At 71.3% G+C, this 26,021-nt stretch carries 22 protein-coding genes; 10 read left to right on the top strand and 12 right to left on the bottom strand.

From position 1 onward, the window contains the following. The first annotated feature begins 95 nt into the window (after positions 1-95). The 3 genes from ASG30_RS05900 to ASG30_RS05910 all read left to right on the top strand — a co-directional run bounded on the left by ASG30_RS05900 (position 96) and on the right by ASG30_RS05910 (position 2,738). A complete protein-coding gene (locus ASG30_RS05900) occupies positions 96-1,232 on the top strand; it encodes a PilT/PilU family type 4a pilus ATPase (protein WP_055893973.1) in 1,137 nt (378 codons plus the stop codon). A gap of 151 nt (positions 1,233-1,383) precedes the next feature. Beyond that, complete coding sequence (locus ASG30_RS05905) at positions 1,384-1,803, top strand: tautomerase family protein (protein ID WP_055893975.1); 420 nt, start codon at positions 1,384-1,386, stop codon at positions 1,801-1,803. A gap of 32 nt (positions 1,804-1,835) precedes the next feature. Then, positions 1,836-2,738, top strand: coding sequence for an NAD(P)-dependent oxidoreductase (locus tag ASG30_RS05910; RefSeq protein ID WP_055893977.1), 903 nt, complete (start codon positions 1,836-1,838; stop codon positions 2,736-2,738). A 77-nt stretch (positions 2,739-2,815) separates the two neighbouring features. Here ASG30_RS05910 and ASG30_RS05915 read toward each other — a convergent pair whose 3' ends face one another. The 3 genes from ASG30_RS05915 to ASG30_RS05925 all read right to left on the bottom strand — a co-directional run bounded on the left by ASG30_RS05915 (position 2,816) and on the right by ASG30_RS05925 (position 4,506). Beyond that, positions 2,816-3,451 (bottom strand): BON domain-containing protein, encoded by a 636-nt coding sequence (locus ASG30_RS05915; protein ID WP_055893978.1) that lies wholly within the window; start codon positions 3,449-3,451, stop codon positions 2,816-2,818. Next, positions 3,448-4,047, bottom strand: coding sequence for a phosphoheptose isomerase (locus ASG30_RS05920; RefSeq protein ID WP_055893980.1), 600 nt, complete (start codon positions 4,045-4,047; stop codon positions 3,448-3,450). The genes ASG30_RS05915 and ASG30_RS05920 overlap by 4 nt, the downstream gene beginning before the upstream one ends. Positions 4,048-4,110: 63 nt before the next feature. After that, entirely contained in the window at positions 4,111-4,506 is a 396-nt protein-coding gene (locus ASG30_RS05925) for a YraN family protein (protein ID WP_055893982.1), read from the bottom strand. On the opposite strand from ASG30_RS05925, the gene rsmI reads away from it, so the two are divergent. Beyond that, complete coding sequence (gene rsmI / locus ASG30_RS05930; protein WP_055893984.1) at positions 4,506-5,426, top strand: 16S rRNA (cytidine(1402)-2'-O)-methyltransferase; 921 nt, start codon at positions 4,506-4,508, stop codon at positions 5,424-5,426. The two genes, ASG30_RS05925 and rsmI, sit on opposite strands and share 1 nt — an antisense overlap. 28 nt (positions 5,427-5,454) lie before the next feature. Here the strand turns inward: rsmI and ASG30_RS05935 are convergent, their stop codons facing one another. Both ASG30_RS05935 and hemE read right to left on the bottom strand, forming a co-directional pair. Beyond that, complete coding sequence (locus ASG30_RS05935; protein WP_055893986.1) at positions 5,455-7,503, bottom strand: primosomal protein N'; 2,049 nt, start codon at positions 7,501-7,503, stop codon at positions 5,455-5,457. A gap of 342 nt (positions 7,504-7,845) precedes the next feature. After that, positions 7,846-8,937 carry a uroporphyrinogen decarboxylase gene (hemE, locus tag ASG30_RS05940; RefSeq protein WP_055893988.1) on the bottom strand — a complete coding sequence of 364 codons (1,092 nt, stop codon included), beginning with the start codon at positions 8,935-8,937 and terminating at the stop codon, positions 7,846-7,848. 38 nt (positions 8,938-8,975) lie between these two features. Between hemE and ASG30_RS05945 the strand changes: the two genes are divergently transcribed. The 3 genes from ASG30_RS05945 to ASG30_RS05955 all read left to right on the top strand — a co-directional run bounded on the left by ASG30_RS05945 (position 8,976) and on the right by ASG30_RS05955 (position 12,137). Next, a complete protein-coding gene (locus tag ASG30_RS05945; protein ID WP_055893989.1) occupies positions 8,976-10,076 on the top strand; it encodes a tetratricopeptide repeat protein in 1,101 nt (366 codons plus the stop codon). 112 nt (positions 10,077-10,188) lie between these two features. Further along, positions 10,189-11,322 carry a galactokinase gene (gene galK, locus ASG30_RS05950; protein ID WP_082521928.1) on the top strand — a complete coding sequence of 378 codons (1,134 nt, stop codon included), beginning with the start codon at positions 10,189-10,191 and terminating at the stop codon, positions 11,320-11,322. Between the two features lie 11 nt (positions 11,323-11,333). Then, a complete protein-coding gene (locus tag ASG30_RS05955; protein ID WP_055893990.1) occupies positions 11,334-12,137 on the top strand; it encodes a general secretion pathway protein GspB in 804 nt (267 codons plus the stop codon). A gap of 4 nt (positions 12,138-12,141) precedes the next feature. On the opposite strand, the gene ASG30_RS05960 is transcribed toward ASG30_RS05955, so the two are convergent. The 3 genes from ASG30_RS05960 to ASG30_RS05970 all read right to left on the bottom strand — a co-directional run bounded on the left by ASG30_RS05960 (position 12,142) and on the right by ASG30_RS05970 (position 14,879). Further along, positions 12,142-12,765: a DedA family protein gene (locus ASG30_RS05960; RefSeq protein WP_055893992.1), complete on the bottom strand. Its 624-nt coding sequence runs from the start codon at positions 12,763-12,765 to the stop codon at positions 12,142-12,144. 280 nt (positions 12,766-13,045) lie between these two features. Next, a complete protein-coding gene (locus ASG30_RS05965) occupies positions 13,046-14,368 on the bottom strand; it encodes an O-acetylhomoserine aminocarboxypropyltransferase/cysteine synthase family protein (RefSeq protein WP_055893994.1) in 1,323 nt (440 codons plus the stop codon). Between the two features lie 19 nt (positions 14,369-14,387). Continuing rightward, positions 14,388-14,879, bottom strand: coding sequence for a CoA-binding protein (locus ASG30_RS05970; protein WP_055893996.1), 492 nt, complete (start codon positions 14,877-14,879; stop codon positions 14,388-14,390). Between the two features lie 158 nt (positions 14,880-15,037). Between ASG30_RS05970 and ASG30_RS05975 the strand changes: the two genes are divergently transcribed. Further along, the gene (locus ASG30_RS05975) at positions 15,038-17,446 is read left to right on the top strand and encodes a glycoside hydrolase family 5 protein (protein WP_235579742.1); all 2,409 of its coding nucleotides are present in this window, start codon (positions 15,038-15,040) and stop codon (positions 17,444-17,446) included. Positions 17,447-17,490: 44 nt separating this feature from the next. On the opposite strand, the gene ASG30_RS05980 is transcribed toward ASG30_RS05975, so the two are convergent. From ASG30_RS05980 to ASG30_RS05995, 4 genes are all read right to left on the bottom strand, one after another. Then, entirely contained in the window at positions 17,491-18,135 is a 645-nt protein-coding gene (locus tag ASG30_RS05980) for a diguanylate cyclase domain-containing protein (protein ID WP_055893998.1), read from the bottom strand. A gap of 286 nt (positions 18,136-18,421) precedes the next feature. After that, on the bottom strand, positions 18,422-19,045 hold the full coding sequence (locus tag ASG30_RS05985) for a thioredoxin family protein (RefSeq protein ID WP_156385440.1): 624 nt from the start codon (positions 19,043-19,045) through the stop codon (positions 18,422-18,424). An 11-nt stretch (positions 19,046-19,056) separates the two neighbouring features. Further along, on the bottom strand, positions 19,057-21,210 hold the full coding sequence (locus ASG30_RS05990) for a protein-disulfide reductase DsbD family protein (RefSeq protein WP_082521930.1): 2,154 nt from the start codon (positions 21,208-21,210) through the stop codon (positions 19,057-19,059). 44 nt (positions 21,211-21,254) lie between these two features. Then, on the bottom strand, positions 21,255-21,995 hold the full coding sequence (locus ASG30_RS05995) for an alanyl-tRNA editing protein (RefSeq protein WP_055894000.1): 741 nt from the start codon (positions 21,993-21,995) through the stop codon (positions 21,255-21,257). A gap of 95 nt (positions 21,996-22,090) precedes the next feature. Between ASG30_RS05995 and ASG30_RS06000 the strand changes: the two genes are divergently transcribed. After that, positions 22,091-23,425, top strand: a complete 1,335-nt coding sequence (locus tag ASG30_RS06000; protein ID WP_055894011.1) for a PQQ-dependent sugar dehydrogenase — start codon at positions 22,091-22,093, stop codon at positions 23,423-23,425. 89 nt (positions 23,426-23,514) lie between these two features. After that, positions 23,515-25,032, top strand: a complete 1,518-nt coding sequence (gene iaaH / locus ASG30_RS06005) for an indoleacetamide hydrolase (protein ID WP_082521931.1) — start codon at positions 23,515-23,517, stop codon at positions 25,030-25,032. Positions 25,033-26,021: the final 989 nt, after the last annotated feature.

Consider the following 26,021-nt stretch of genomic DNA (forward strand, 5'->3'; position numbering starts at 1 on the left):
GCGAGGCGGAGTGGGCGGGCAGGGCTGTTCCCCTAGTCCCCAGCCCCTAGTCCCTAGCCCCTAGCCCCTACGAGCGACAACGGAGCGAGCAACACATGGAACGCGACCAGGCCAGCAAATTCATCAACGACCTGCTCAAGCTGATGGTCAGCCGCAACGGCAGCGACCTGTTCATCACCGGCGACTTCCCGCCGGCGATCAAGGTCGACGGCAAGGTCACCAAGGTGTCGCCGCAGCCGCTGACGGGCCAGCACACGCTGGCGCTGGCGCGCTCGATCATGAACGACAAGCAGGCGTCGGAATTCGAGCGCACCAAGGAGTGCAACTTCGCCATCTCGCCGCCCGGCGTGGGGCGCTTCCGCGTCAACGCCTTCGTGCAGCAGGGCAAGGTCGGCATGGTGCTGCGCGTGATCCCGCAGACCCTGCCCACCATCGACAAGCTGGGCGTTCCGCAGGTGCTCAAGGAAGTGGTGATGGCCAAGCGCGGCCTGGTGATCCTGGTGGGCTCCACCGGTTCGGGCAAGTCGACCACGCTGGCCGCGATGATCGACTGGCGCAACGAGAACAGTTACGGCCACATCATCACCATCGAAGACCCGGTGGAGTTCGTGCACCCGCACAAGAACTGCGTGATCACCCAGCGCGAGGTGGGGCTGGACACCGACAACTGGGAATCGGCGCTGAAGAACACGCTGCGCCAGGCGCCCGACGTGATCCTGATGGGCGAGATCCGCGACCGCGAGACCATGGAGCACGCCATCGCCTTCGCCGAGACCGGCCACCTGTGCATGGCCACGCTGCACGCCAACAGCGCCAACCAGGCGCTGGACCGGGTGATCAACTTCTTCCCCGAAGAGCGCCGCACCCAGCTGCTGATGGACCTTTCGCTCAACCTCAAGGCCATGGTGTCGCAGCGGCTGGTGCCCAAGCAGGACGGCAAGGGCCGCGCGGCGATGGTGGAGATCATGCTCAACAGCCCGCTGATCAGCGACCTGATCTTCAAGGGCGAGGTCTCCGAGATCAAGGAGATCATGAAGAAGAGCCGCAACCTGGGCATGCAGACCTTCGACCAGGCGCTGTTCGATGCGTACGAGAACAACGCGATCACCTACGAGGACGCGCTGCGCAACGCCGACTCGGTGAACGACCTGCGACTGCAGATCAAGCTCAACTCGCAGCGGGCCAAGTCGCAGGACCTGTCGTCGGGGACGGAGCACCTGGCCATCGTCTGAGCGCGGTCGACTGGAAAGTGGGACGAAGCCGGGCATCGCCCGGCTTTTTCTTTGCGCACAGTGCAAAGCTGTTGTGCCGGCGGCCGGCTTTCCGCTCCCGGCTGGCGCCGGCACAGTGCGCCTTGCCCCTCCACTCTTTCCAGGAATTGCCATGCCGCTCGTGCGCATCGACCTCCCCGCCACCACCTCTTCCATCGAGGCCGCCGCGGTCTCGCGCGCTGTCCACCAGGCGCTGGTGGACCTCTTCAGCGTGCCGCAGGACGACCTGTTCCACGTGGTCGCGCGCCGCGCGCCGGGCGAACTCGTCTGCAGCCCCAGCTACGTGGGCATCGAGCATTCGGACAAGGTGGCGTTCGTGCAGATCGTCTGCTCGCCCGGACGCACGGTCGGGCTGAAGGAGGCGCTGTACGCGCGCATCGCCGCCGACGTCGAGGCCGGCACGGGCTTTCGCGCGGACGACGTGATCATCAACCTGGTCGAGACCGCGCGCGAGAACTGGTCGTTCGGCGCCGGCCTGGCGCATTACGCGGTGGCCGACCGGCAGCGGCCCGCGGGCCGGCCCGGCTCCTAGAATCCGGCGTTCCAATCCTCCAAGGACGACGCATGCCGAGCACCAACCCGAAGACGTACGACTCCACTCCGCCGCGCAAGGTGGCCTTCCTGGGCCTGGGCGTGATGGGCTTCCCGATGGCGGGGCACCTCGCGCTGGCCGGCCACGACGTGACCGTCTACAACCGCAGCGCCGCCAAGGCGCAGGCCTGGACCGGCGAGTTCAGGGGCCGCTCGGCGCCGACGCCGCGCGAGGCGGTGGCCGGTTGCGAGCTGGTGTTCTGCTGCGTCGGCAACGACGAGGACCTGCGCAGCGTGGTGCTCGGCGACGACGGCGCCCTGGCCGGCATGAAGCCTGGCGCGATCTTCGTGGACCACACCACGGCTTCTGCCGACGTCGCGCGCGAACTCTCCGGCGTCGCCGCAGGCAAGGGCCTGCAGTTCGTCGATGCGCCGGTGTCCGGCGGGCAGGCGGGCGCGCAGAACGGGCTCCTGACCGTGATGTGCGGCGGCGATGCGCAGGCCTTCGAGGCGGCCCGGCCGGCCGCGATGGCGTTCTCGCGCGCCTTCGCCCTGCTGGGCCCCAGCGGCGCCGGCCAGCTGGCCAAGATGGTCAACCAGATCTGCATCGCGGGCCTGGTGCAGGGCTTGTCGGAGGGCATCGCCTTTGGCATGCGCGCGGGCCTGGACATGGAGCAGGTGCTCGAGGTCATCGGCAAGGGCGCCGCCCAGAGCTGGCAGATGGACAACCGCGGCAAGACCATGATCGCCGACAAGTTCGAGTTCGGCTTCGCGGTCGACTGGATGCGCAAGGACCTGGGCCTGGTGCTCGACGAGGCCAAGCGCAACGGCGCGCGGCTGCCGGTGACGGCGCTGGTCGACCAGTTCTATGCGGATGTGCAGAACCTGGGCGGGCAGCGCTGGGACACGTCGTCGCTGATCAAGCGGCTGCGCTGAACGCCGCTCGCGCCATGAAGAAGGGCCGCTGTCGCGGCCCTTCTTGTTTGCTGGCAGACGGCTCGCGCCGTGCAGGTTCAGCGCGAAGCGCTCGCCGGCCGCGCCTGCTGCGGCGCGATCTGCCGCAGCTCCTCGTCGGTGATGACCTCGAACACCCGCACCACGCGCTGCACGCCCGGGACGGTCCGCGCGATCTGGGTGGCGCGCTCGGCCTCGCGCTGCGTGACGCGGCCCATCAGGTAGGTGGTGCCGCGCTCGGTGACCACGCGGAAGGCGCTGACGGACAGCTCCTTGTCGTCCACCAGCGAAGCCTTGACCTTCCCGGTCGTGAGCGTGTCCGCCGAGCGCTGCGCGAACGACGAGGTGCCCATCACGGCCAGCTCGTTGACGATGCCCTTGACGTTTTCCACGCGCGAGACGAGCTGCTCGGCGGCCTGCTTGTCCTGCTCGCGCTGCACTTCGCCGGTGAGCAGCACCTGGCGGTTGTAGCTGGAGACGTTGACGTGGCCGGCGACCCCTTCGCGCAGGCGCGACGCCGCGCGCAGTTCGATCCCTTCGTCTTCGAGCTGCGCGCCCGAGGTGCGGCGATCGACCGCCACCATCGTGCCGACCGCCGCGCCGCCGAGCACCAGGGGCGCGCAAGCGGACAGGGTGGCCGACAGCACGGCGGCCGAAATCGAAACGAGGGCGAAACGGGGGAAGCGAAGGGTCATGGGGTGGGTTCCTGTTCTCCGAGCAATTGGGCATCCACGCCGTCGCAGATGCAGTGGATGGCGAGGATGTGGACTTCCTGGATGCGGGCGGTGCGCTCGTGCGGCACGCAGATGTGCACGTCGGTCTCGCGCAGCATCGCGCCGATCCTGCCGCCGCCGCGGCCGGTGAGGGCGATCACGCTCATCTCGCGCTCGTGCGCGGCTTCGATGGCGGTGATCACGTTGGCCGAGTTGCCGCTGGTGGACAGCACCAGCAGCACGTCGCCGGCCTGGCCGAGCGCGCGCACCTGCTTGGAGAACACGCGCTGGAAGTCGTAGTCGTTGGCGATGGCCGTGAGGATGGAGCTGTCGGTGGTCAGCGCGATGGCGGCCAGCTCGGGCCTCTCCCGCTCGAAGCGGCCGACGAATTCCGCGGAAAAGTGCTGCGCGTCGGCGGCCGACCCGCCGTTGCCGCAGGCCAGCACCTTGCCGCCGCTGGTGACGCAGGCCAGCACGGCCTGCACGGCGGCGGCGATGGGCTTGCTCAGCGTCTGCGCCGCCTGGTATTTCAGGTCGGCGCTGTCGATGAAGTGCTGCTGGATTCTCTGTTCGAGCATGGGCCGGGATGATAGCGCGCGGCCACTTACCTCCCGCTCCGTGCGCCTTTGAGGCCGGGGCGCTCAGCCGGCATCGAACGCCGCCCGCAGCCAATGCACCCGCTGCGGCTCGACCGCCACCACGTCGAACCGGCAAGGCGGCGGCGAGGCCAGCCGCAGCAGGAAGTGCCGGGCCGCGAACACGATGCGCCGCTGCTTGGCCCACCCGACGCTGGCCGCGGCGCCGCCGAAGTCGCGGCGGGAGCGCCGCCGCACCTCCACGAACACCAGCGTGGCGCCGTCGCGCATCACCAGGTCGATCTCGCCGCCGCCGCGCCCCGGCGTCCGATAATTGCGCGCGACCAGCCGCAGGCCGGCGTCCAGCAGGTGCGCGAGCGCCCAGTCCTCGGCGGCATCGCCGGCGGCCTTGGTGGTCGGCGACGCTGCCGGCGCCGTCCTGAACTTTCGTGGAGTTCCCATTGGTTTCCAGCGCCTCCTCTTTCGCCGCCGCGCTGAGCGCCGCGCGCGCCGCCGCCGGTGCCCAGGATTATCCGAAGGGGACGCTGTACGTGGTGGCCACGCCCATCGGCAACCTTGCGGATATAGGCCTGCGGGCGCTGCATGTCCTGGACCTGGTGGACCGCGTCGCCTGCGAGGACACGCGGCACACGCAGCAGCTGCTGCGCGCCTACGGGATCGACCGCCCGGGTGACCGCTTGCTGGCGCTGCACCAGCACAACGAGGCCGAGGCGGCGCAGCGGGTGATCGGGTGGCTGGCTGCGGGCGAAAGGGTCGCCTATGCGAGCGACGCCGGCACGCCGGCCGTGAGCGATCCAGGGGCGCGGCTGGTGGCGGCCGTGCGGGCCGCGGGGCACAGGGTGCTGCCACTGCCGGGCGCGAGCAGCATCACCACGCTGCTGAGCGCCGCCGGCAGCGTGCAGGAGGGCGGCTTCGTGTTCGAGGGTTTCCTGCCCGCCAAGGCGGGCGAGCGGGACGCGGCCGTCGCGGCGATGGCCGCCGAACCGAGGGCGGTGGTTCTCCTGGAAGCGCCGCACCGCATCGAGGCGCTGGCCCGTTCACTGGCCGTCTTGGGCGACCGGCTGGTGACGGTGGGGCGCGAACTCACCAAGCAGTTCGAGGAGATCGCGACGATGCCGTGTTCGGCACTGGCGGACTGGCTGGCCGCCGATGCGCAGCGCTCGCGTGGCGAGTTCGCGCTCGTGCTGCATGGTGTTGCCGAAGCCGCGCCAGCGGACGACGGCGAGAGGGTGCTGCGGCTGCTGCTGGCGGAGTTGCCGGTCAAGATGGCGGTGAAGCTGGCCGCGGAGATCACGGGCGCCCCGCGAAATGCGTTGTACGAGGCAGCTTTGAAATCGAAGGCCGGCGACCAAACCTCCTGAGGGATCGGGCCGTGTGCGAACCCGCGGGCTAGATCGCCAACGGATCCACATCCACCGCCCACCGGATCAACCCCTTCACCCGCTGCCCCTGCAGCACCGGCCCCCACCCCGCCAGGAACCTTTGCAGCGCCGGCCGCGAGACGCTCTCCACCACCATCTGCGCTCGCTCCACGTTCGCCACGCGCTGCACCGCCATCGGCACGGGCGGAAAGACCGTCACCTGGTCGGCTTCCGGCAGCTCCTGCGCGGCCTCGCTGGCCGCCCGCAGGAACGCCTGGGCCACTTCCTGCGTCCTCGCGTCCGCCCGCACGAGCGCCTGGAACGAGAACGGCGGCATGGCCGCGGCTTCCCTTTCGGCCAGCTGCTGGCGCGCGAACGCGGGATAGTCGTGCTTTCGCAGGGCCGCGAACAGCGGATGGTCCGGGTGCCAGGTCTGCACCCACATCTGGCTGTGGCCGGCGCGGCTGGCGTCGCGGCCGGCGCGGCCGCCGGCCTGCATCAGCAGCGCGAACAGGCGCTCGGGCGCGCGGAAGTCGCTGGAGAACAGCGCCGACTCGGCATTGAGCGCGGCCACCAGCGTGATGCGGCGGAAGTCGTGCCCCTTGGTCACCATCTGCGTGCCCACCAGCACGTCCACCGCGCCCGAATGCACTTCGCCCAGCTGCGCTTCCAGCGAGCCCTTCGCGCGCGTGGTGTCGGCGTCCATGCGCGCGACCCGTGCCGGCTGGCCGTCGGGCCGCAGCGTGCCGGCGAACAGCGTCGCCAGGTGCTCCTCCAGCTGCTCGGTGCCGCGGCCCACGGGCGCGATGTCCAGGTTGCCGCAGGTGGGGCAGGCGCGCGGCACGCGCTCGGTGAACCCGCAGTGGTGGCAGCGCAGCGTTCGGTCGATCTTGTGGAAGACGCGGAAGGCGCTGCAGTTGGGGCACTCGCTCTTCCAGTCGCAGGCGGTGCAGGCCAGCACCGGCGCATAGCCGCGGCGGTTGAGGAACAGCAGCGCCTGCTCGCCGCGCGCGATGCGCTCCTGGATCGCCAGCAGCAGCGGCGGCGACACCACCGTGCCCCGGGGCTGGTGGTTCATGTCCACCAGCCGCACCTCGGGCAGCCGGCCCTGGCCCACGCGCGAGGGCATGGCCAGGCGCCGGTAGCGGCCCTTCTCGCTGGCCTGCCAGCTCTCCAGCGAAGGCGTGGCCGAGCCCAGCACCACCTTGGCGCCTTCCAGCTTGCCGCGGTACAGCGCCAGGTCGCGCGCCGAGTAGCGCGCGCCTTCCTGCTGCTTGTAGCTGGGGTCGTGCTCCTCGTCGACCACGATCAGCGCCAGCTTCGGGATGGACGCGAACACCGCCATGCGCGTGCCCAGCACGATGCGGGCGGCGCCGGTGTGGGCCGCCAGCCAGGCCTTCAGCCGCTGCGGGTTGGTCATCCCGCTGTGCAGGGCCACCACCGCGCCCTCGCCGAAGCGCTCGACGAAGCGGGCCTGCAGCTGCGGCGTGAGGTTGATCTCCGGCACCATCACCAGCGCCTGGGCCGCCGCATCGGCCGCCAGCACGTCGGCCACGGCGCGCAGATAGACCTCGGTCTTGCCGCTGCCGGTGGCGCCGAACAAAAGGAAGGGACCCGGTTCGGTGCGGATTTGCGACAAAGCCCCCGCCTGTTCGTCGGTCAAAGGCGGCGGATCGTCGGCCGGGGCGCCTTCGCCCGTGGCCGTCTTGCGACGCTGGCGCCTTTCCCACTGCTCGGGGCTGAGTTCGCGCAGCTGGGGCGGCACGGCCGCCAGCGCCACCTCGCCGACGCTGCGCTGGTAGTAAGCGGCTGCAAACCCCACCAGCCGGCGCCAGCCTTCGCCCAGCGGCGGCAATCCTTCGAGCGTGCCGGCGATCTTTTTTTCGACGCCGGCCGGCAGCGCATCGCCGTCGGCTTCGCCCCAGACGATGCCCAGCACGTCGCGTTGGCCGAGCGGCACGCGCACCAAAGTGCCAGGGGGAAGCGCGAACTCACTTCCGTAGGTGAGCGGACCGGCGATCGTGCTGTGCGCGGGGGTCGGCACCACCACCGCCAGTCGGTGCGGCCAGGAACTCATCGTTAGGGAAGATTCCTTAAGCTTTGATGCGAAAACTTACCCAAGTGGTTGATTTGCCAGCCTTTTGTCACTGTCCAGAGCTTTTGTGGATAACTTTGTTGATAGAACGTCGCGGGGACGCCGCAGAGCCCGTCGAATCAAGGGCTTGGCCGCTTTGCCTCGAAAAGCGGCATTCCCGCAATCCTAGGAAAATCAACGACTTAGCGGCGCTATCGGTTTCGTAGCAGGATCGCGGCGTCCGGCGGCATTGCGTTGCCCCGCCACACGGTTTTTGTGCATAAGTCAAGACGAAGGGCCGTCCTGCCCCATCCGTCCACTAGGGTAACTCCCGATGCCCCGCCTTCACGCGACAACTTGCCGCTGCGACAGCTTGTGCACCGCGTCCACCAGCACCTGCACGTTTTCGGCCGGCGTGTGCTGGCTGATCCCGTGGCCCAGGTTGAAGACCTGCGTGGGCCCGGTGCCGGGCCCGGTGTGCGGCGCGCCGAAGCTTCGCAGCGTGGCGCGCACCTGCTCTTCGATGCGCTCGGGCGGCGCGAACAGCACGTTCGGGTCCAGGTTGCCCTGCAGCGCCTTGCGGTCCCCCACCAGGGCGCGGGCGCGCCCCAGGTTCACCGTCCAGTCCACGCCCAGCACGTCGCAGTCCAGCCCGCCCATCTCCTCGAGCCAGAGCCCGCCGCCCTTGGTGAAGACGATGCGCGGGATGGCCTGGCCGTCGTGCTCGCGGTGCAGCTTCGCCAGCACGCGCCGCGTGGCCGCCAGGCTGAATTCCTGGAAGGCGCCGTCGGCCAGCACGCCGCCCCAGCTGTCGAACACCATCACGGCCTGGGCGCCGGCCTCGATCTGCTGGTTGAGGTAGGCGGCCACCGCGTCGGCGTTGACCTCCAGCATGCGGTGCATCAGGTCCGGCCGCGAATACATCATCGACTTGACCAGGCGGTAGTCGTCCGAGCCCTGGCCTTCCACCATGTAGCAGGCCAGCGTCCAGGGGCTGCCGGAAAAGCCGATCAGCGGCACCCGCCCGTCGAGCGCCCGGCGGATCGAGGTGACCGCGTCGAACACGTAGCGCAGCTTGTCCATGTCCGGCGCCGCGAGCTTGCGCACCGCCGCCTCGTCGCGCACCGGCGAGGCGAAGCGCGGGCCTTCGCCGGTCGCGAAGGACAGGCCCAGGCCCATCGCGTCGGGCACGGTGAGGATGTCGGAGAACAGGATGGCCGCGTCCAGCGCGTAGCGCTCCAGCGGCTGCAGCGTCACCTCGGTGGCGAACTGCGGGTTGGTGGCCAGGCCCATGAAGCTGCCGGCCCGCTCGCGGCTGGCGCGGTATTCCGGCAGGTAGCGGCCGGCCTGCCGCATCAGCCAGACGGGCGTGTACGGCGTGGCCTGGCGCCGGCAGGCGCGCAGGAACGTGTCGTTCTTCAGGGGAGCGAAAGGCATCACGGGATTGTCGCAGGCCGCTCCTATGATCCGGGGCCATGGACGCCCGCGTCGAACAGGCCAAGGCCTTCTTCCTCCAGGGGCTGGCGCACTACCGCGCCGGCCGCTTCGAGTCGGCCGACCGCGAGTTCAGCGCCGCGCTGGCGCTGGTGCCGGGCCGGCCGTCCACGCTCACCAACCTGGGCGCCACCCGCCTGAAGCTCGGACGGGTGGAGGAGGCCGCCAGGCTGCTGCGCGAGGCGCTGCGCCAGGAGCCGGACAACGCCGAGGCGCTGGGCCACCTGGCCGCCGCGCTGGCCGAGACCGGCCAGCGCGAGCAGGCGCTGGAGGCCATCACCCGCGCCGTCGCGCTGTCGCCCGGCAACGGCGCCGCCTGGAGCCTGCGCGGCACGCTGGCGCGCGAGCTCGGCCGGCGCGCGGAGGCCGCGCAGGCCTACCGCCGGGCGCTGGCGCAGGGCGCCGACCCGCAGCTGACGTCCTATTACCTGGCCGGCCTGGCCGAGGAAAGCGCACCGGCGGCGCCGCCGAGGCAGTACGTGGAGCAGCTCTTCGACGCCTACGCCCAGGACTTCGACCGGCACCTGGCCGGCACCCTGCAGTACCGGGCGCCGGAGATCCTCGCGGCGGGCCTGGCGTCGCCGCGCTTCGCCGCCGCGCTCGACCTCGGCTGCGGCACCGGCCTGTGCGCGCCGCTGCTGCGGCCGCGCTGCGACCGGCTGGAGGGCATCGACCTGTCGGCCAACATGGTGGACGTCGCCCGCGCCGGCGGGCTGTACGACGAGGTCGCGCAGGCGGACGTCTCGGAGTTCCTGGCGACCACGCCGCGCCGCTACGACCTGCTGGTCGCGGCCGATGTGTTCATTTATGTGGGCGCACTGGAGCGCGTGTTCGAAGGCGCGGCACGCGTGCTCCAGCCCGGCGGCGCATTCTGTTTCTCGCTGGAGGCGGCCGATGAGCACGAAGGCTTCGTGCTGCGCATGAGCCTGCGCTACGCCCATTCGGAGCGTTACATCCGGATGCTGGCCGCCCATGCCGGTTTCGACGTCCTCGCCACGGCCCGGCATCCTCTGAGGATCGACCAGGGGCAGCCCGTGGCGGGCCTGTTCGCCTGGCTGCGCAAGCCCGGCGCGACGTCCTGAGGCACCGCCCACGGACGGAGTTCTTCGCGTCGCCCCCGAGCGGGGCTCCTGGTCCCTGGACGCGCTGCCGCGGGAATGGGCACGGTCCGCAACAGGTGGAGGTCTCGCTGACATGAGCCATGTGGCATGGGAAGCCGAGGTGCAGGCCCGCGCGGAGCATCCGCGCACGCCCTGCGCCCGCGAATTCGAGCAGGTGTTCCACGGCTGGCCGCAGGCCGAGGCGCAGGCGCCCGGCCGGGTGAACCTGCTGGGCGAACACACGTGCGACCACGAGGGCTTCGTGCTCCCGGTCGCGATCCCGCAGCAGACCCGGGTGGCGATGCGCCGCAACGGGCGCTCGCATTTCCGCCTGTACGCGGCGAATCTGCCCGGCACGGTGGAGTTCACGCTGGAGGAGGACCCGGGCCAGCATTTCGCCAGCTACGTTTACGGGTGCCTCCGCCTGGCGCGCGAGGAAGGCGCCGAGGTGCCGCCGCTGGACATCCACGTGGGCTCGGAAGTCCCGACGGGCATGGGCCTGGCCTCCCGCGCCGCGCTGGAGGTGGCCACGCTGCGCTGCCTGCGCGAGCTGCTGCCGTTCGCGGTGGACGACGAGCGCATCGCGCAGCTGGCCCAGCAGGCCGAGATCCAGTACGCCGGCGAGCGCTGCGGCATCCTGGACAAGATCGCGTCCAGCCTGGGCGGCACCGACGAGGCGCTGCTGGTGGACGCCCGCTCGCTGGAGCGCCGCGCCGTGCCGCTGCCGACAGGCAGCCAGGTGCTGGTGCTGGACTCCGGGGTGCCGCGCAGCCAGGCCACCAGCGGCTGCGGCCAGCGCCGCCTGGAGTGCGAGGAAGCGGCGCGGCTGCTGGGCGTTCCGTCGCTGCGCGACGTCGAGCACCTGGAGCCGATCGAGGCGCTGCCCGAGATCCCCAAGCGCCGGGCCCGCCACGTGTTCACCGAGAACGCCCGCGTGCTGCGCGCCGCGGCCTGCAAGGACGCCCGGGCCTTCGGCGAGCTGATGAACGCCTCGCATGCCAGCCTGCGCGACGACTTCGAGGCGTCCACGCCCGAACTCGACCTGCTGGTGGGGCTGCTGCAGCGGCAGCCGGGCGTGTACGGGGCGCGCCTGACCGGCCCTGGTTTCGGCGGCGCCTGCGTGGCCCTGTGCGAAGCGCAGGCTGTGCACCAGGTCGCGCAGGAGGTGCTGGCGCAGTATCGGCAGAAAGGGCACGCCGGCCGGCTGCTCGTGCCGGCCATGGCTTGAAGGAGGACGACATGAACCGTCTCGAATTCCCGGCCGTGCGCCTCGGGGTCGCGCGGTTCGCGTTCGGCGTGGTGGCGCTGGCCGCGGCCGCGGGCGCCGGCGCGCAGGTCACGCCGGTCGAGCCCTTCGGCGGCCGGCCTTTCGGCGCCGACAGGGCGCCCGCACCGGCACCGGCGAACACGCCCTCGCCGATGGTGGTGCAGCCCGGCGCCGCGCCGGTGGTCGTGCAGCCGGGCGGCGGGCCGGTGGTGGTGCAGCCGCAGCCGGCGCAGCAGGTCCCGCCCCAGGCGCAGGTGCCGGCGCCGCAGCCGCAGCTTCCATCGCAAGGGCAGGCGATGGGCGCGGGCCCGAACATGGCCGGGCCGAGCGGCCGGCCGTCCTCGTCGGTGAACCCGCAGCCGCCCGCGATGTCCGCCGTGCCGTCCCCGCAAGGCAGCCCCGCCTCGCGGCGCGCAAACGGACAGGCGCCCGCGCAGCCGGCCGAGGAGGCGGAGGGATCGGCCGCGCCGCCGATCACGAATCCGCAACCGCCCGCGCAGGTCACGCCGCCCTTTGCCGCCAACCGTCCGGCTCCTGGCGGCGCGGCCCCGGCGGCGGCCGCCGGGCAGCCGGTGCGCGGGCTGCCGCCCGATGCGCCGAGGCTGGTGATCAGCGGCGCCGTCTATTCGCCCGATCCGGCGCGGCGCATGCTGATCGTCAACGGCCAGGTGGTCCGCGAAGGCGCCGACCTGGGGTCGGGCGTCGTGCTGCAGCAGGTGCGGCCGGAAAGCGCGGTGCTGGGGTTCAAGGGCGAGCGGTACAACGTGTACTTCTAGCCGCTCAGGCGGCTTCCTGCTCGCGCTTGCGGTCCGCCTTGCCGAACCGCCACACGCGCCACAGGTAGCCGCCCACCAGGACCACCAGCACGCCGCGGGTGATCCACTCGACCAGGTCCTTGGCTTCCTCGTAGCGCGACTGCAGCATGTAGCCCACGCCCATCAGCAGCGCGCTCCAGGCCGTCGTGCCGACCAGCGACCAGAGCAGGAAGCTCGCCACCGGCATGCGGCCCACGCCGGCGGGCATGGAGATCACGCTGCGCACGGCGGGCACCAGGCGCCCGAACGCCACCGACATCGGCCCGTGCCGCTTGAACCACGCCTGCGCGCGGTCGATGTCCTGCGGCTCCAGCGTGAGCAGCCGGCCATGCCGCTGCGCGAACCGCTGCAGGCCGCCGTGCCCCAGCTTGCGGCCGAGCCAGTACCAGGGCAGCGCGCCCAGCAGCGACCCGGTGACGGCCGCGACCAGCACGCCCACCGGCTGCAGCTTGCCCGAGGCCGCCACGTAGCCGGCGAACGGCAGCACGAGTTCCGAGGGGATCGGCGGGAACACGTTCTCCAGCATCATCAGCAGTGCGATGCCCAGGTAGCCGGTGCGCTCGATGACGCTGATGATCCATTCGGACATGCAGGGAGCTTAGGAAGCCGCGCGCCCGCGCGGCGTCCCTCAAGCGCCTGCGCGGCTGTCGGACTCGCGCTGACGCGCGGCGGGGCGGGAAACAGGGTGTGAGTTGGGGCCGTGCCTGGGCTACGTTTGGCCCCACGTCGTCATTCCCGCGAAGGCGGGAATCCAGTGCGTCCGCCTTTCCGGCGGACTGCCCGAAGCCCTGGATCCCCGCCTTCGCGGGGATGACGGGAGTTGATTGACGGGATGACGTGCTTGTCGGCGGGGATGGGGAGGCGCCCTCTCAGCCCACCGCCTTGCGCAACGCCTGGTCCACGTCCCACAGGATGTCTTCGCACTCCTCGATCCCCACCGACAGCCGGACCATGTCCGCGCTCACCCCGGCCTGCGCCAATTGCGCGTCGTCCAGTTGCCGGTGCGTCGTCGACGCCGGATGGATCACCAGCGTCTTCGCATCGCCGATGTTCGCCAGGTGGCTGGCGAACTCGCAGGCATCGATGAAGCGCTCGCCCGCACGCGCGGGATCGGCCGCCTTGATGCCGAACGTGAGGATGCCCGAGCACCCCGGCGTGCCATCGACCGCACGGAACTGCTTCTTCGCCAGCGCATGGTCCGCGGAAGAGGACAGGCCCGGATAGTTCACCCAGCTCACCAGCGGATGCTCGGCCAGGAACTGCGCCACGGCCAGCGCGTTGCGGCAGTGCGCCTGCATGCGCAGGTGCAGCGTCTCGATGCCCTGCAGGATCAGCCACGCATTCAGGGGCGACAGCGAACCGCCGAAGGTGCGGTTGACCTCCATGCGCGCCTTCATCGTGTAGCCGAAGTCGCCGAAGGTCTCGTAGAACTTGACGCCGTGATAAGCCTTGCTGGGCTCCAGCATCTCGGGGAACTTGTCGCGCGAAAGCGGCGAGCCCCAGTCGAACTTGCCCGACTCCACCACCACGCCGGCCATCGTGGTCCCGTGGCCTCCCAGGTACTTGGTCGCGCTGTGCACGACGATGTCGGCGCCGAAGGCGAAGGGGTTGCACAGGTAGGGGCTGGCCACCGTGTTGTCGATCACCAGCGGCAGGCCGTGCTCGTGCGCGATCTTCGCCACCGGCTCGATGTCGAACACGTTCACGCGCGGATTGCCCAGCGTCTCGCCGTAGACCGCGCGAGTGGTGGGCCGGATCGCCTTGCGGAAGTTGTCCGGGTCGGCGGGGTCCACGAAGGTGGTCTCGATCCCCAGCCGCGCGAAGCCCACGCCCAGCTGCCCCACCGTGCCGCCGTACAGCGTGGACGCCGCCACGATGTGGTCGCCCGCCTTCACGATGGCCAGCAGCGCCGTCATCTGCGCCGCCATGCCGGTGGCGCAGGCCAGCGCCGCGCGGCCGCCTTCGAGGGAGGCCACGCGCTCCTCCAGCACCGCCACCGTGGGGTTGCTGATGCGGCTGTAGACGTTGCCGAAGGTCTGCAGGTTGAACAGGCTGGCCGCGTGCTCGGCCGAGTCGAACACGAAGCTGGTGGTCTGGTGGATCGGCGTGGCGCGCGCGCCGGTCACCGGGTCGGGGATGGCGCCGGCGTGCACGGCACGCGTGGCGAATCCGAATTCGCGGTCCTGGGCCATGAGGTCCTTCGTTCTTTTTTCAGTAAGGCAGTTGCTGCGGGCGGCGCGCGGAGATCACGCGCGTGTTCACGCCGGCCCAGTTGAGGCCACCGAAGAGGCGCGCGTGCTCGATCTTCACGCAGCGGTCCATCACGACGTCCAGGCCCGCGGCGCGCGCCTGCGCCGCCGACTCCTCGTTCACCACGCCCAGTTGCAGCCACAGGCACTTCGCGCCGATGGCGATGGCCTCGCGCGCGATCGGCGGGATGTCCTCGCTGCGCCGGAAGCAGTCGACCATGTCGATCTTCACGCCCTGCGCGCCCAGGGCCTCGGCCGCGGCCGCGAGGCTCGGGTGGCAGCGCTCGCCCAGGATCTCCTGCGCGCCCGGGTTCACCGGCACGATGCGGTAGCCGTGCGCCTGCATGTACTTGGCCGCGAAGAAGCTCGGCCGGTGCCACTGCGGCGACAGGCCCACCACGGCGAGGGTGCGGCAGGTGCCCAGGATGTGCCGCAGCTGGAAGATCGAGTTCACTGGAAAACCTCCGTGCTGCGCACTGCGATGCGAGCCCCTTCGGGCGGCGGTGCGGAGCTCATGCGCGCCAGTGTACGGCGCGCGAAAACGCGAAACCGTCCTACCTCCCCGACCGCTGGCTCAGCCTAAGGTGCGCTCCGATGGGCTCAAGACATGACATGGAACTGATCCGCAGGCGCACGCTGATGCAGTGGGCGGCGGCCGGCGCGGTGCCGGCGCTGCCGGGCTGCCTCTGGAGCGAGAACGGCAACGCGCACCCGCCACGGCCGGGCTTCACCGTGGGCACCAACCTCTCGGGCATGGAGTGGCCCAAGCCCGGCATCCGCAAGGGCGGCAGCTCGGCGCCCAACGTGCACTTCACCGTGCCGCGCCGGGCCGACATCGCCTGGCTGGCCGACCAGGGCTTCCGCCGCAACCGGCTGCCGGTGCTGTGGGAGATGCTGCAGCCGGTGTTGCACGACGCCCGGCCCAACGCGCAGGCGCGTTCGCTGGTGGGCGAGCCCGGCGAGTTCCATGCGCAGTACGCGCAGGCCATCACCGACGTGCTCGATGCCCACGCGGCCGTGGGCGCCAAGGTCATCCTGGACCTGCACAACTACTGCCGCTACCGCGACTTCCGCTACGCGCCCGATGGCAGTGTTCCCGGGCTCAAGCCCGGGCCCACGCCGCTGCAGCGCGCCTACACCGAGGACGCGGGCGGCGTGCAGGAACGCATCTTCTCGCTCGCAGCCGGGGCCACGCTGACCCAGGCGCACTTCGCCGATTTCTGGACGCGGGCCGCGCGGCGCTGGAAGGACCACGCCGGCCTGGCGGGCTACGGCCTGATGAACGAGCCGCACGACCTGCCCCGGCCCGGGCAGTTGCAGGAGAGCCAGGGCGGCGGCGAGGACCTCGCGATCTGGCCGGCCTACGCGCGCGCGGCGGTGGCGGCGATCCGCAAGGTCGATCCGCGCACGCCGATCTACGTGGCCGGCAACGAATGGAGCGCGGCCATGTCCATGGCCAGCCGCAACCCCGGCTTCCCGCTGGCCGGCGAGAACTTGGTCTACGAGGTCCACCTGTACCTGGACGCGGCGAGCAACGGCCATGCGTTCGACTTCGAGACCGAGGTGGGCAAGGGCTTCAGCGCGGGCGTGGGCCGGCGGGCCATCGACATGGACACGGGTGCGAAACGCCTCGCCCTGGCCGCCAGCTGGGCCCGCGAGAAGAACCTGAAGCTGGCCCTCACCGAGATCGGCATGCCGCTGGGCGACGCGCGCTGGCAGGAGATGTTCCAGCGCACGCTGGCGCAGGCCGCGCGTGAAGGCGTCGAGGTCTACAGCTGGATGGGCGGCAACCACTGGCCGGTGCGCAACTACCCGATCCACCATGTGCCCGGGTGGCACCAGCACCGCACCCTGGAGCCGGCCGTGGCCGGCCCCCTGCAGCAGGCGGCCCACGAGGCCAGGGTGGCGCTGTACGACGACGGCGGCGGCTGGTCGGCGAATGGCCGCGAGGTGACGATCACCGTGTACGCGCGCGGCTGGCTGGCGCAGCCGGTCAGCGTGCAGGTCGCGTCCAGTGGCGGCGGCCGGCTGGGCAAGACCACGCTCACGCTCCCCGCCGGTGCCAACGGCTCCGACAGCTTCACATTCACGCCCGAGCCCGACCGGGTCACCACGCTCAGCTACACCGTGGCCGGCGGCCTGCAGGCGCCGCCGCCCCGCAAGGTGTATTCGCTCGCCGATCCGGTGGCGGCCGCGGGCGCAAACCTGGCCGACGCGGCGCATGCCCTCCTGGCCAAGTACGCCGCGGGCAAATGGGAGATGGCCCACGGCCACACCGACTACGTGCGTGGCGCGCCGTCGCAGGACGGCCAGCCGCTGCGCGCGGTGGCCGACACCGGTTTCGGCTCGAGCGCCGGCAACGCGATGGAGATGCTGTGCTTCCTGAACGATGACAGTGCGGCCATGGGCCCCGCCAAACCGCCCGTGATGCGGACCGTCGACGGTCGCAAGGCGATGGACATGTCGGCGCCGGGGAGCTGGGGCCTGTGGTGCAAAAAGCGCGCGCCCCTGCCCGGCGTGCAGCCGCGGCCGCGCGACCGCGTGCTGTACGACCTGCAGGACGACCACTTCGCCATCGTCGCGATCGTGTCGCCGGACGCCAACGCCAGCGGCGCGGTGTTCCAGGCGTCGCGCGCCGAGCAGCGGCAGTTCAGCGAACTCGTGCTCGAACGCGGGCGGCCGCAGGCGCGCTGGAGCGACGGGCGCGGCCAGCCGGTGGTGGTCGGCGCGCCGGACAGCCTGCCGCCCCGCGTGCCGGCCGTGCTCACGCTGGCCAGCGCGGGGGGATCACAAGCGCTGAGGGTCAACGGCCGCGAGGCCGGCCAGATGCGCGCGCAGCTTCCGAACGCCGCGTTCGACCAGCTGCTGATCGGCTGGGGCTTCGTCGACCACTACCCGCGGGAGAGCTTCCGCGGGCTGGTGTTCGGCGCCATCGCGGGCAAAGGCCGGCCGACGGAGGCGGAACTGGCGGTGCTGGAGCGCTACTTGATGTCGCTGGGGTCGGATCGGGAAAAGACCTGACGCGCTTGCAGCCCGCCGAGGGGCCGCGGTAGTCCGAGCCGCTTTCAGTCGCGGCTGGCGTAGGAGTCCGTCGAGTCCAGCGAGCCGAACCTGCTGTAGCGCTCGCGCGAACGGCGCATGTACTGCTCGCGCAGCTTGCGGTGGCGCCGGTGCGCCGCCAGGCGTTCACCCAGCTGCTGCTGCAGCACGGACAGGCCGCCGCTGGAAGGCGGCAACTCGTCGACCAGCAGGTCGGGCACCAGCACGGCTTCGCCGCCGTCCAGGTCCAGCTCGATGCGGCAGGGCGAGCCCAGCACGCGCACGGCGCGGTCCAGCGCCTGCTGGCGGGTGCAGTCGGTGATCAGCAGCGTGAACTGGGTGGGGCCGGTGCGGGCCGCCAGGCCCTGCACGCCGGCCACCAGGCGCAGGTCGTCCGCGACCTGGCGCAGGGCCCGGCGCCGCGCGGGCTGGCCATAGAGCTCGCTCAACTCGGGCAGCTCCTCGAAGTCGAAGACGATCAGGGCGGCGCTGCGGCGGTGGCTGCGCGCCAGCAGCCGGTTGCCCGCCGCCAGCAGGCCCGGGCGGTCCAGCAGGGCGGGGCTGCCGCCGCGCAGGCGCGCCAGCAGGCGCCACAGCAGGTGGAGCCATCGCCGCCGCGGCCGGTGGACGTGATCGGTTGCGGCCTGTGGCAGGGCCGCCGAGTCGTACATGGTGGAAATCGCTCCCTGGGGTGCCGCACCCGCTCGTGTGCCCGGCGGTATGCGTGGAGCCATTGTCAGGCGATGTGAGCCGCCGTAACTAAGCAATTCCGCCAATCGGGGCGATCGGCACGAGGACGTGGCGGGGGCGCTGCATTCGGTGGAATTCGTCATTCCCGCGGAGGCGGGAATCCAGGGCTTCCGCCTTCCTCAATCGCCGGGGGGGCGCGCTGCGCTGGATTCCCGCCTCCGCGGGAATGACGGTGACCTTGATTGGCGAGGTGCGCTCGCCTCTGCCTCAGGCCCCGCTCTTGTACTTGATCGAACACCCATAAGGCCGCGAGGTCGCCACCGTCAGCGGCTTGCCCGCGAGCGCCTCGCCCAGCCCCTGCTTCACGTAGTTGGTGGCGCGCTTGATGTCGTCGGGGTTGCTCGAGGGGATGCTGTCGATGCCGCCGGCGTAGGCCAGCCGGCCCTGCGGATCGACGATGTACATGTGCGGCGTGGTGCGGGCGCCGTAGGCCTTGCCGGCCGTGCCTTCCTCGTCGCCCAGCAGGTGCGTGGGCGCGGACTTGCGCTCCTTCATCCACGCGGCCACCTTGGCCGGCTCCTGGTAGTCGTACGCGCCCTTCTCGGTGGAGTTGATCGACAGCCACACCACGCCCCGGCCCACCGCCTCCTGCTGCGTGGCCGGCATGTTGCCGCTGTCGTAGTGCTTGCGAACGTAGGGGCAGCCGGGGTTGGTCCACTCCAGCACCACGTGCTTGCCGCGGAAGTCCGACAGCTTGACGGCCTTGCCGGACGCATCGGTGAGCGTGAAGTCCGGTGCAGGCTGGCCCACGGCGGGCGCGGCGTGCGCCGCCACGAGGAAGGGCGCCAGCGCGGCGAAGGAGCAGGCGGCGATGAAGGGACGGCGCAGCATGGGGATTCCTTTCACTGTTGCGAGACGACGGACAAGACTTCCTCCACCCCCAGGACCTCGGACAGCACCACCGGCGGGCTGCCCTTCCGGTAGAAGACGTAGACCGGCACGCCGCTGCGGCCCAGCGCCGACAGCGCGGCCGTGATGGCCGGATCGCGCCGGGTCCAGTCGGCGCGCAGCAGCGCGACGTTGTGGCGCCTGAGGCCGTCCAGCACCTGGCGGTCGGTCAGCGTGGTCTTCTTGTTGTACTGGCAGGTGACGCACCACGCGGCGGTGAAATCGACGAACACCGGCTGGCCCGCCGCCACGTACTGCTCCACGCGCGACACCGACCACGGCTGCCAGTCGCCATCGCTGCGCGCCGCCTGCTGCGAGGCCGGCGGAAGTTGCACCAGCTGCGGCACGGCGGCCCAGGCCAGCGCGACCAGGCCCAGCGCCGCCAGGCCCGACAGCGCCAGCCGCGCGCGGCCGCGCAAGGTGAGCGTCCACACCAGCAGGCTCATGGCCACCAGCAGCGCGAGCAGGGCGCCGGCGCCGTCGATGCCGCTCTGCTGGCCCAGCACCCACACCAGCCAGGCCACGGTGGCGAACATCGGGAAGGCCATCAGCCTGCGGAACACGTCCATCCACGCGCCGGGCCGCGGCAGCCAGCGCGCGGCCGCGGGCGCGAGGCTCGCCGCGAGGTAGGGCAGGGCCATGCCCAGGCCGAGGAACGCGAACACCGCCAGCGCCTGCGGCGGCGGCAGCGTCACCGCCAGGCCGAGCGACGCGCCCATGAACGGCGCGGTGCAGGGCGACGCGATGGCCACCGCGAGCACGCCGGACAGGAAGGCGTTGCCCACCGGGTGCTTCATCTCCATCGACGCCACCGACGAGGGCAGCATCGCGCCGAACTCGAACACGCCCGACAGGTTGAGCGCGAGCAGCGTGAACAGCGCGGCCAGCGCCGCGACCACCAGCGGCGACTGCAGCTGGAAGCCCCAGCCGAGCTGCTCGCCGGCCGCCCGCAGCCCCAGCATCAGCCCGCCCAGCGCGAGGAAGGACAGCACCACGCCGGCCGTGTAGGCCGCGCCGGCGACGCGGCGGCGACGGGCGTCGCCTGCATGACCGGCGAAACCGACCATCTTGATCGCGAGCACGGGGAACACGCAGGGCATCAGGTTGAGGATCAGGCCGCCGAGCAGCGCTCCGGCGAGCGCCGCCAGCAGGCCGATGCCCGGGCCGGGCGGCAGGGCGGAGCCGGATGCATTGCGGCGAAGCGCCTCCTCCAGCGCCGGCGACACCGCGGCGGGTGCGGCCGTTTTCGGCCAGGTGCCCACCACCTTGAGTTCGGCGCGCCAACCCTGGCGGCCATCCGCCACCACCACCGGCATCACGCCGGGGCTGGCGCTGCGCTGCGGGGAGAGCGGCACGCGGGCGGTCCACACCGCGCCGTTCCAGCCCTGGGTCCAGGCGCCGGCGGTCTCGATCACCTCCGGCGTCTCGGGGAAGAACTCCAGCCGCTTGCCGCGCACCGACACCGGCAGGCCCTGCACCTGGATCTCCAGTGCGCCGTCGGCGATCCCGGCCGTGCTGTCGGGGATGATGCCGCCGGGCGTCGTCGCCACCGGCCGCGGCTGGGCCGCGAAGGCCGCCTCGAAGGCCTGCGCGTGGCCCGCGGTGCTGCCGCGAATCGGCAGCTTGATGGCGAACTCGCCTTCCTCCGGGATGCACTCCTTGCGGCAGACCAGCCAGTTGGCCTTGAGCCGCACGTCCAGCTCCTGCGCCACCAGCGAGGGCTTGAAGTCGGGCGCGATCTCCAGCGGCACCGGCAGCAGCACCGTGCCTTCGTAGCCATAGTTGGCCAGCGTGCCGATCGGGATCTTGACCGGCACCGGCCACTGGATGTCGCCGGCCCGCACGCCCGGCGGCAGCGTCCACTCCAGCTGCGTGGGCAGGCCGGAGTCGCCCGAGTTCTTCCAGTAGGTGTGCCACTCGGGCTGGTGCGCCAGTTGCAGGCCGATCCAGACTGGCTTGCCCGGCGCCACGCCCTCGGGCGCATGGGCCAGCAGTTCGGCGCGCACGCGCTCGGTGGTGACGACCGACTTCCCGCCGGCCTGCGCGTGCGCGGCCGCGCCCAGCAGGAGCAGGAGCGGGGCGAACAGCAGGCGCAGGAAGGCGGTCATGGTCGTGTCGGAGCGCGGCAGTGCGAAGGAAGTTCCTGTGCGCGTCAGGCGAAGCCCAGCACCACGCGGCGGGTGGTCGCCGATTTCTTCTCGATCTTGGTGACGACCACCGCCCCGATCTCGGAGGTGTTGGCCACGTGCGTGCCACCGCAGGGCTGGAAGTCGACCAGCTCTTGCCCGCCCACGCGGATGGTCCGGATGCGGCCGGTGCCTCGCGGCGGCTGCACCGACATGCTCTTGACCAGCGCCGGGTTGGCGTCGAGTTCCTCGTCGGTGATCGATCCCACCGCCACCGGAAGCCCGGCCGCCACCAGGCGGGCGATGCCGTCGGTGAGCTGTTCCTTGTCGAGCGCATCCGTCATGTTGAAGTCCAGCCGCGCGTAGTCGGGCGTGATGGAGCAGCCATTGACCAGCTGCGGCACCAGGTGGCACAGCAGGTGAGTGGTGGTGTGGAAGCGCATCAGCCGGTGGCGCCGGTCCCACGCGATGCGCGCGACCACGGGCTGGCCCGGCCGCAGCGCGGCCAGCAGGTCCTCCTGTCCGGGCGCGGGCACGTGCCAGATCCCGTCGGTGGGCTGGCCCTGCTCGTCCTTGGCCTTGCGCGTGTCGGCGATCGCCAGGGTGCGGCCATCGGCCAGCACCAGCACGCCGCTGTCGCCGGCCTGGCCGCCGCCCAGCGGGTAGAACACGGTGCGATCGAGCACGATGCCCTGGCCGTCGGCAGACAGCACGGTGGCATCGCATTCCTGCAGGTAGGCGTCCTGGCGGAACAGATCCTGGGTCATGGGTTTTCGGGGCGGTTTCGTGGGTGGCGCAGCACGGGATTCTGGCGGTTTTCGCCTACAACTTCCCCGGCGGGCGCAGTTCCACACTGCCGCCCATGGAATCGTCGAGCCAATCCACCTTGTCGTCCCTGGCGGCCGCCTGCGTCCTGGTCGCCTGCGCTTCGGGCTCCGTGGCGCAGGGCCCGCTGCCGGGCACCGGTCCCAACCCGCCGCTGCCCGCGCCGCAGGACAGCGGCCTGGTCCCCACCGTCAACATCGCGCCCGCCAAGGGCTGGCCCCAGGGCGCCGCGCCCACCGCACCCGCGGGCTTCAAGGTGACGGCGCTGGCCAGCGGCTTGACACACCCGCGCTGGGTCTACACGCTGCCCAACGGCGACGTGCTCGTGGCTGAAACCAACAAGCCCAAGCCGGAGCCGGGCTCGAAGAACGTGCATGGCGAAGGCGTGCGCGGCAAGGCGATGGAGCTGGTGATGAAGCGCGCCGGCGCCGAGGTGCCCAGCGCCAACCGCATCACGATGCTGCGCGATACGGATGGCGACGGCGTGGCCGAGACCCGCAGCGTGTTCATGAGCGGGCTGAATTCGCCCTTCGGCATGGCGCTGGTGGGCAACGAGCTGTTTATCGCCAACGCCGACGCCATCGTGAAGGTGCCGTACCAGCCCGGCCAGACGCAGGTGACCGCCGCGCCCGCCAAGGTGACCGACCTGCCGGCCGGCGCCAACCACCACTGGACCAAGAACATCATCGCCAGCCCCGACGGCAGCAAGCTGTATGCGACGGTGGGCTCCAACAGCAACATCGGCGACAACGGCATGGAGTCCGAGGAAGGCCGCGCGGCGATCTGGGAAGTGGACCGTTCGTCGGGCACCAAGCGCCTGTTCGCCACCGGCCTGCGCAACCCCAACGGGCTCGGCTGGGAGCCGCAGAGCAAGACGCTGTGGACCGTGGTGAACGAGCGCGACGAGCTGGGCGACAACCTGGTGCCCGACTACCTCACCTCGGTGAAGCAGGGGGCCTTCTATGGCTGGCCCTGGAGCTACTGGGGCCAGCGCGTGGACGAGCGCGTGAAGCCGCCCCGCCCCGACATGGTGGCCAAGGCGGTCGCGCCCGACTACGGCCTGGGCGCGCACGTCGCGCCGCTGGGCCTGGTGTTCTCCGACGCGCGCATGACCTCGCCCTATGCCAGCGGCGCCTTCGTCGGCCAGCACGGCTCCTGGAACCGCAAGGACCTGGCGGGCTACAACGTGGTGTTCGTGCCGTTCTCGGGTGGTCGGCCCTCGGGTCCGCCGCAGACCTTCCTGACGGGCTTCCTGAGTAAGGACGGCGATGCCTTCGGCCGTCCGGTCGGCGTCGCGCTCGACGGCAAGGGCGCGCTGCTGGTGGCCGACGACGTCGGGAACACGGTCTGGCGGGTGGCGCCGGCGCGCTGAGCTCTTCGTGGGGCGCGCCGGTTGACCGGTGCGCCGCGCGGGCGTCGAATGCAGGGGCGCGGCGCGGGACCTGCCGCGAGGAGAGCGCCATGAAGAACAACCTGCGCATCGTCCTGCCTGCCGCCGCCGTCGTGCTGGCCAGTTGCACCTCCCCGCCGGCCACACGGGGCGCCCCCGACATCGACAACCTCACCGCGAGCGAAGCGGTGCGGCGCATGTGCGCGGGCGAGCTCGGCAGCGAGGCGCTGACGCGTGCGTACCTGCAACGCGCGCAGTCGCGCGCCCAGCTCAATGCATTCGTCACGCTCGATGCAGCCGGCGCCATCGCCGCCGCGCAGGCGGCCGACAAGCGCCGCGCCTCCGGGGGCGCCTGCCTGCCGCTGCACGGCCTGCCCATCGTGGTGAAGGACAACATCCACGTGGCCCGGCTGCCATCGACGGCGGGGACGCCGGCCCTGGGCGGGTTCGTTCCGGCCGCCGATGCGCCCGTCGTCGCGCGGTTGCGCGAAGCGGGCGCCGTGGTCCTGGGCAAGACCAACATGCACGAGCTCGCGTTCGGCGTCACCGGCTACAACCCCAATTTCAATGGCCCGGGCACGCAGGTCGGCGTGCGCAACGCCTACGACGCGACCAAGGTCGCGGGCGGCTCGTCCTCCGGCACCGGCGCCGCCCTCGGCGCGAGGATCGCGCCGGCGGGCCTGGGCACGGACACCGGCGGGTCGGTGCGAATCCCCTGCGCGTTCAACGGCTGCGCGTCGTTGCGACCGACCATGGGCCGCTACCCGCAGGCGGGCATCGCGCCGATCTCGCACACGCGGGACACGGCCGGCCCGATGGCGCTGTCGATGCGCGACGTGGAGCTGATGGACCGCGTGGTGGCCGGTGGCGCTCCGGTGTCGCCGGTGCCGTTGAACACGGTGCGGCTGGGGGTGGTGCCCGGCATGCTGTCCAACCTGGACGCGGACACGCGCGCGGCGTGGGATGCGGCCACCGCGAAACTTCGCTCGGCGGGCGTCACCCTGGTCGAGACCCCGATGGCGGACCTGGCCACGCTCAACGGCGCGGTGGGTTTCCCGCTGGCCCTGTACGAGGCTTACGACGACATGGTGGCCTACCTGCGCGGCACGGGCACTGGCGCGACGATCCAGCAGATCGCCGCGCGCATCGCGAGCCCCGACGTCAAGGGCACCTATGAGGGACTGGTGCTGCCCCGCAAGCTGCCCGCGCCGTCCGGCGGCGTCGTCGATGCCGCGCCGGCCTACAAGGCGGCCATGGAAGTGCACCGGCCCCGCCTGGTGAAGCTGTACGCCGACACCTTCGCAGCGCAGAAGCTCGATGCACTGGTGTTCCCCACCGTGCCGCGCACCGCGTTGCCCGCCGATGCGCAGGCGAGCAGCCTGGAGAATTTCCTGCTCTTGATCCAGAACACCGACCCCGGGAGCAATGCGGGTGTGCCTGGCATCCAGTTGCCTATGGGGCTGGGGGCGACGACGCGGTTGCCCGTGGGGCTGGAACTTGACGGGCCTGCGGGGAGTGATCGGCGGTTGCTGGGGGTCGGGATGGCGATCGAGGATTTGCTGGGGCGGTTGCCTGCGCCGCGGTCCTGATTGGGGTCAGATTCCAATTTCGGCTGAGTTTGTTTTTGCTGCTTGGTTGGGCAGTGCGCCCTCGCGGCAGGCGGTGCCTGGCCCGGGCTCATGGTGGGCCGGTTGGCTCGTTGCACTCGCCAACTCGCAGGGCATTCCGCGGCCCGGCCTGCGCGGCAGAACTCACTGCGCTGCTGCGCAGCTCCGTTCAGACAGCTGCCGCGAGTCAGAGGTTGATATCAAGCTCGCCTTCGGCTCGCAACGGCCGGGCCGCGGAAAGCCCGGCTCGTCCCACAAATCGCCCGGGCCAGGCACCGCCTGCCGCGTGGGAGCAGGGCTCGCAACGGCCGGGCCGCGGAAAGCCCGGCTCGTCCCACAAATCGCCCGGGCCAGGCACCGCCTGCCGCGTGGGAGCAGGGTGCGGGTGCGGGCAGGAACTCGCTGCTCCCGCTGTGCGACTCGCCGCCGCCAATCGCCTTTTGTTAGCCACCGTCATCCCCGCGGAGGCGGGGATCCAGTGCTTCCGGCAGTCCGCTGAAGGCGGACGCACTGGATTCCCGCCTTCGCGGGAATGACGGAACCGGGCGAGCGGGAACGGCGTGGCGAAAAGAGGAGCCGAAGTGACGGTGCGGGCCTGCCCAGCGAACCACCGCTGTCTCCAGCGGCAGGGGGTCCCCGGCGGGGGGCGATTTCTGTGCCGAGCGTCGCGCAGTGGTGCGGGCCCTGCGAGCCCGCGGCAAGCGGGCGCAGCTCGNTCCAGCGGCAGGGGGTCCCCGGCGGGGGGCGATTTCTGTGCCGAGCGTCGCGCAGTGGTGCGGGCCCTGCGAGCCCGCGGCAAGCGGGCGCAGCTCGTCGATGAACAACTGACTCGCGGAAACTGTCTGAACGGAGCGGTGCGCAGCAGCGCGCAGTGAGATGGCATGGACGCCTCCCGTCTTCGGCGCCGGTGCGACGAGGGGGGCCTCGCATCTGACGGCATCGAGTGCCAAAGTGGAATTCTGTTCGACCCA

Origin of the sequence: Ramlibacter sp. Leaf400 (assembly GCF_001424545.1) — a bacterium.
Classification (GTDB): Bacteria; Pseudomonadota; Gammaproteobacteria; order Burkholderiales; family Burkholderiaceae_C; genus Ramlibacter.